The organism is Roseiarcus sp. (assembly GCF_052145395.1).
Classification (GTDB): domain Bacteria; phylum Pseudomonadota; class Alphaproteobacteria; order Rhizobiales; family Beijerinckiaceae; genus Roseiarcus.
Window position 1 is genome coordinate 1 of the sequence record NZ_JBKQOT010000778.1, and the last position, 5,589, is coordinate 5,589.

5 protein-coding genes are annotated in these 5,589 nt (G+C 66.0%); all 5 read left to right on the top strand.

Going from position 1 to position 5,589, the window contains the following annotated elements:
* A partial coding sequence (sucC, locus tag ACLP25_RS26795; RefSeq protein ID WP_442472152.1) for an ADP-forming succinate--CoA ligase subunit beta occupies nucleotides 1-1,009 on the top strand: 1,009 nt, incomplete at its 5' end.
* Between the two features lie 58 nt (nucleotides 1,010-1,067).
* On the top strand, nucleotides 1,068-1,955 hold the full coding sequence (gene sucD / locus ACLP25_RS26800) for a succinate--CoA ligase subunit alpha (RefSeq protein WP_442472153.1): 888 nt from the start codon (nucleotides 1,068-1,070) through the stop codon (nucleotides 1,953-1,955).
* A gap of 22 nt (nucleotides 1,956-1,977) precedes the next feature.
* Nucleotides 1,978-4,941 carry a 2-oxoglutarate dehydrogenase E1 component gene (locus ACLP25_RS26805; RefSeq protein WP_442472154.1) on the top strand — a complete coding sequence of 988 codons (2,964 nt, stop codon included), beginning with the start codon at nucleotides 1,978-1,980 and terminating at the stop codon, nucleotides 4,939-4,941.
* A gap of 15 nt (nucleotides 4,942-4,956) precedes the next feature.
* Nucleotides 4,957-5,292, top strand: coding sequence for a YciI family protein (locus ACLP25_RS26810; RefSeq protein WP_442472155.1), 336 nt, complete (start codon nucleotides 4,957-4,959; stop codon nucleotides 5,290-5,292).
* A gap of 30 nt (nucleotides 5,293-5,322) precedes the next feature.
* A partial coding sequence (locus tag ACLP25_RS26815; RefSeq protein WP_442472156.1) for a biotin/lipoyl-containing protein occupies nucleotides 5,323-5,589 on the top strand: 267 nt, incomplete at its 3' end.

Sequence of the window (5,589 nt, forward strand, 5' to 3'; positions counted from 1 at the left end):
CGGCGACAAGGGCGGCGTGCGGCTCGCCCGGTCGGTCGAGGAGGTCGAGAGCTTCGCCAAGCAGATGTTGGGCTCGACGCTCGTGACGGTGCAGACCGGCCCGGCCGGCAAGCAGGTCAACCGCCTCTACATCGAGGACGGCGCCAACATCGACAAGGAGTTCTACCTGTCCGCGCTGGTCGACCGCAAGACGAGCCGCATCTCCTTCGTCGTGTCGACCGAGGGCGGCGTCAACATCGAGGACGTGGCGCACAACTCGCCGGAAAAGATCCACAGCTTCACCGTCGATCCGGCGACCGGAATCATGCCCCACCACGGCCGCGCCGCGGCCAAGGCGCTCGGCCTCACCGGCGAGGGCGCCAAGCAGATCGAGAGCCTTGTGACGCGGCTTTACACCGCCTTCGTCAACAAGGACATGTCGATGCTGGAGATCAATCCGCTGATCGTCATGACCAGCGGCCAGCTCCGCGTGCTCGACGCCAAGGTGTCGTTCGACGGCAACGCGCTCTACCGCCATCCTGACATCGTCGCGCTGCGCGACGAGTCGGAGGAGGACGCCAAGGAGATTGAGGCGTCCAAGCATGACCTCAGCTACATCACGCTCGACGGGACGATCGGCTGCATGGTCAACGGCGCCGGCCTCGCCATGGCGACGATGGACATCATCAAGCTCTACGGCGAGAGCCCGGCCAACTTCCTCGACGTCGGCGGCGGCGCCTCGAAGGAGAAGGTCACCGCGGCGTTCAAGATCATCACCGCCGACCCGAACGTGAAGGGCATCCTGATCAACATCTTCGGCGGCATCATGCGCTGCGACGTCATCGCCGAAGGCGTGATCGCCGCGGTCAAGGACGTCGGCCTCAAGGTGCCCCTGGTCGTCCGCCTCGAGGGCACCAACGTCGACCTCGGCAAGAAGATCATCCGCGAGTCCGGCCTCAACGTCATTCCGGCGGATGACCTCGACGACGCGGCGCAGAAGATCGTCAACGCGGTGAAGGCGGCGGCCTGATCTCAAGGCCGCTGAAATTCGCTCAGGCCATCCCCACATCTCACTGCGAAAGTCCGACATGTCCATCCTCGTCAATGCACACACCAAGGTCATAACCCAGGGCTTCACCGGCAAGAACGGCACGTTCCATTCCGAGCAGGCGATCGCCTACGGCACCAAGCTGGTCGGCGGCGTCAGCCCCGGCAAGGGCGGCGGAGTCCATCTCGGCCTACCGGTTTTCGACACGGTCAAGGAGGCGCGCGAGAAGACCGGCGCCGACGCGAGCGTGATCTATGTGCCTCCGCCGGGCGCCGCCGACGCGATCTGCGAGGCGATCGACGCCGAAGTGCCCCTGATCGTCTGCATCACCGAGGGCATCCCGGTGCTCGACATGATGCGCGTCAAACGAGCGCTCACGGGCTCGAAGTCGATTCTTGTCGGCCCGAACTGCCCCGGCGTAATGACGGCCGGCGAATGCAAGATCGGCATCATGCCGGGCAACATCTTCTCCAGGGGCAGCGTGGGCATCGTTTCGCGCTCGGGCACGCTGACCTACGAGGCCGTGTTCCAGACGACGCAGGTGGGTCTCGGCCAGACGACCGCGGTCGGCCTCGGCGGCGATCCGATCAAGGGATTCGATTTCGTCGACGCGCTCGAGATGTACCTCGCCGACCCGAACACCAAGTCGATCGTGATGATCGGCGAGATCGGCGGCCAGGCCGAGGAGGACGCGGCCCAGTTCCTAGCGGACGAGGCGAAGCGCGGCCGCAAGAAGCCGGTGGTCGGCTTCATCGCCGGCGTCACCGCGCCTCCCGGGCGCCGCATGGGCCATGCGGGCGCAATCATCGCCGGCGGCAAGGGCACTGCCGCGGACAAGATTGCGGCGCTGGAAGCCGCCGGCGTTTGCGTCTCGCCCTCGCCCGCCCGCCTCGGCAAGACGCTGGTCGAGCTGTTGAACGGCAAGTGAGCCAAGCAAGGGAACGCGATCCATGACCCGCCAGGACGTCAACCAGGCGCTGCTACAGACCTCGTTCCTCTATGGCGCCAACAGCGCCTACATCGAGGCGTTGCAGGCGAAGTACGAAAAGGACCCGATGTCGGTCGAGCCCGGCTGGCGCGACTTTTTCGGAAGCCTTGGCGACGACCCGGCGAGCGTGTCCAAGACCGCGACCGGCGCGTCGTGGAAGAAGCCGAATTGGCCGCAGACGCCCAAGGGGGACCTGATCAACGCCCTCGACGGCGACTGGCCGGCGACGGAAAAAGCGCTCGGCGACAAGATCCGCGCCAAGGCGGCCGAAGCCGGGCCGGCCGCGCCGGCGAGCGAAGGCGAGATCCAGCGCGCCACCCGCGACTCGGTGCGCGCGATCATGATGATCCGCGCCTTCCGTATGCGCGGTCATCTGCACGCCAACCTCGATCCGCTCGGCCTCGAGCCGCAGAAGGACCACGAGGAGCTCCATCCGGCGACCTACGGCTTCAGCGAGGCCGACTACGACCGCAAGATCTTCATTGACCACGTGCTCGGCCTCGAATACGCGACCGTGCGCGAGATGCTGGCGATCCTGCGCCGCACGTATTGCGGAACGATCGGCTTCGAGTTCCTGCACATTTCCGATCCGGCAGAGAAGGCCTGGATCCAGGAGCGCATCGAGGGGCCGGACAAGGAAATCCAGTTTACCCGCGAAGGCAAGCGCGCCATCCTGTCGAAGCTGGTCGAGGCGGAAGGCTTCGAGAACTTCTTCGACATTAAATATACCGGCGCCAAGCGGTTCGGCCTCGACGGCGGCGAGGCGATGATCCCGGCGCTCGAGCAGATCATCAAGCGCGGCGGGCAACTGGGCCTTCGGGAAATCTGCCTCGGCATGGCCCACCGCGGCCGCCTCAACGTGCTGTCGCAGGTGATGGGCAAGCCGCACCGCGTCATCTTCCACGAGTTCAAGGGCGGGTCGGCCTCGCCCGACGAGGTCGAAGGCTCGGGCGACGTCAAGTACCATCTCGGCGCCTCGTCGGACCGCGAGTTCGACGGCAACAACGTGCACCTCTCGCTGACCGCCAACCCGTCGCATCTCGAGATCGTCGATCCGGTGGTGCTCGGCAAGGTGCGCGCCAAGCAGGACCAGCTGAGCGACGTCATCGAGCGCTCGAAGGTTCTGCCGCTCCTCATTCACGGCGACGCGGCCTTCGCCGGCCAGGGCGTGGTGGCGGAATGCTTCGGCCTCTCGGGCCTCCGCGGCCACCGCACCGGCGGCTCGCTCCACTTCATCGTCAACAACCAGATCGGCTTCACCACCTATCCGCGCTACTCGCGCTCCTCGCCCTATCCGTCGGACGTGGCCAAGCTGATCGAGGCGCCGATCTTCCACGTCAACGGAGACGATCCGGAAGCGGTGGTGTTCTGCGCCAAGGTCGCGATCGAGTACCGGCAGAAGTTCCACAAACCCGTCGTCATCGACATGTTCTGCTACCGGCGCTTCGGCCACAACGAGGGCGACGAGCCGTCGTTCACTCAGCCGATCATGTACCGGCTGATCCGCTCGCATCCGACCACGCTGCAGATCTACGCGGACAAGCTGATCGCCGAAGGCCTCGTCACACAGGGCGAGGTCGACAAAATGCGCGGCGATTGGCGCCACCGGCTCGAGGCCGAGTACGAGGCGGGGCAGGCCTATATGCCCAACAAGGCCGACTGGCTCGACGGACGCTGGGCGGGTTTCAAGGCGTCGCAGGACGTGGTCGAGGACGACCGCCGCGGCGACACCGGCTACGACGTCGATCGGCTGAAACAGATCGGCGAGCGCATCACCGCGGCGCCGCAGGGCTTCGAGATCCACAAGACCATCCTTCGCTTCCTCGACAGTCGCCGCAGCGCGATCGAGAGCGGCGAAGGGATCGACTGGGCGACCGCCGAGGCACTCGCCTTTGGCGCGCTGCTCGACGAGGGCTTCCCGGTTCGCCTGTCGGGCCAGGACGTCGAGCGCGGCACCTTCTCTCAGCGCCATTCCGTGCTGATCGACCAGCAGACCGAGGCGCGCTACATCCCGCTCAACCACATCCGCGACGGGCAGGCGCGCTACGAGGTCATCAACTCGATGCTCTCGGAAGAGGCTGTGCTCGGCTTCGAATACGGCTACACGCTCGCCGAGCCAAACGCGCTTACGGTCTGGGAGGCGCAGTTCGGCGACTTCGCCAACGGCGCGCAGGTCGTGTTCGACCAGTTCGTCTCGGCCGGCGAGCGCAAATGGCTGCGCATGTCAGGGCTCGTCTGCATGCTGCCGCACGGCTACGAGGGCCAGGGGCCGGAGCACTCCTCGGCCAGGCTCGAGCGCTACCTGCAGCTGTGCGCCGAAGACAACATGCAGGTCGTCAACATCACGACCCCGGCGAACCTCTTCCATGTGCTGAGAAGGCAGTTGAAGCGGCCGTTCCGCAAGCCGCTGATCCTCATGACGCCGAAGTCGATGCTGCGCAACAAGCGGGCGGTGTCGCCTCTCGACCGCCTCGCGCCCGGCACCGCCTTCCATCGAATCCTGCTTGACAAGGCCGAGACGTGGAAGAACGAGAAGATCAAGCTCGCCAAGGACGACAAGATCCGCCGTGTCGTGATTTCGTCCGGCAAGGTCTACTGGGACCTCTACGAAGAGCGCGAGAAGCGCGGGATCGACGACATCTACCTCCTGCGCTGCGAGCAGCTCTACCCGTTCCCGCTGAAGCAGATGGTCCGCCATCTGTCCCGCTTCAAAAAGGCCGAGGTCGTCTGGTGCCAGGAGGAGCCCAAGAACATGGGCGCCTGGTTCTTCGTCGAGCCGTACATGGAGTGGGTGCTCGGCCAGGTCGGCGGCAAGTCGAAGCGCGCGCGCTACGCCGGACGTCCGGCTGCGGCGGCGACCGCGACAGGCCTGATGTCGAAACACCTCGCCCAGCTCAAGGCCTTTCTTGACGAGTGCTTCGCCTGACGCTTGGCGGGTCCGATGTCGCATTTCCTGTGCAAGCTGAAGCCTCCGCGGCCGACGTTTCTCTCCGACATGTCGGCGGACGAAGGGCTGGTGATGCGCCGGCATCGCGAATATTGGACGCCGAGGGTCGAGATCGGCGTGGTGATCGCGATGGGGCCGGTCGCCGACCCGGCGGGCGCCTACGGCGTCGCGATCATCGAGGCGCCGTCGCGAGACGCGCTCGAGGCGATGCTGGCTTCTGACCCGGCGATCCTGTCGAAAGCCGGCTTTTCCTACGAAATCTTCCCCATGCCCGCGATCGCGGTGCGGCCGAGCCTGCCGCTCGCCCCGATCGATTCCGTAACACCCTGATGAAGAAGGGCGCCTCGCGGCGCGAAACGAATGGCGATTGAAATCCGTGTCCCGACGCTTGGCGAATCGATCACCGAAGCGACCGTCGGCAAGTGGTTCAAGAAAGCGGGCGAGGCGGTGCGCGCCGACGAGCCGCTGGTCGAGCTTGAAACCGACAAGGTGACGCTCGAAGTGAACGCGCCGGGCGCCGGCGTGCTGAGCGAGATCGCCGCGGAAACCGGGCAAACGGTGTCAATCGGCGCGCTCCTCGGCCAACTTTCCGGCGGCGCCGCGGCGTCGGCCTCGGCGCCCGCGAGG

Excerpts from the sequence above, each read along its gene's own strand:
- ACLP25_RS26810 (WP_442472155.1), top strand. The coding sequence starts at position 4,957 with ATGTCGCATTTCCTGTGCAAGCTGAAGCCTCCGCGGCCGACGTTTCTC.
- ACLP25_RS26805 (WP_442472154.1), top strand. The coding sequence starts at position 1,978 with ATGACCCGCCAGGACGTCAACCAGGCGCTGCTACAGACCTCGTTCCTC.
- sucD (WP_442472153.1), top strand. The coding sequence starts at position 1,068 with ATGTCCATCCTCGTCAATGCACACACCAAGGTCATAACCCAGGGCTTC.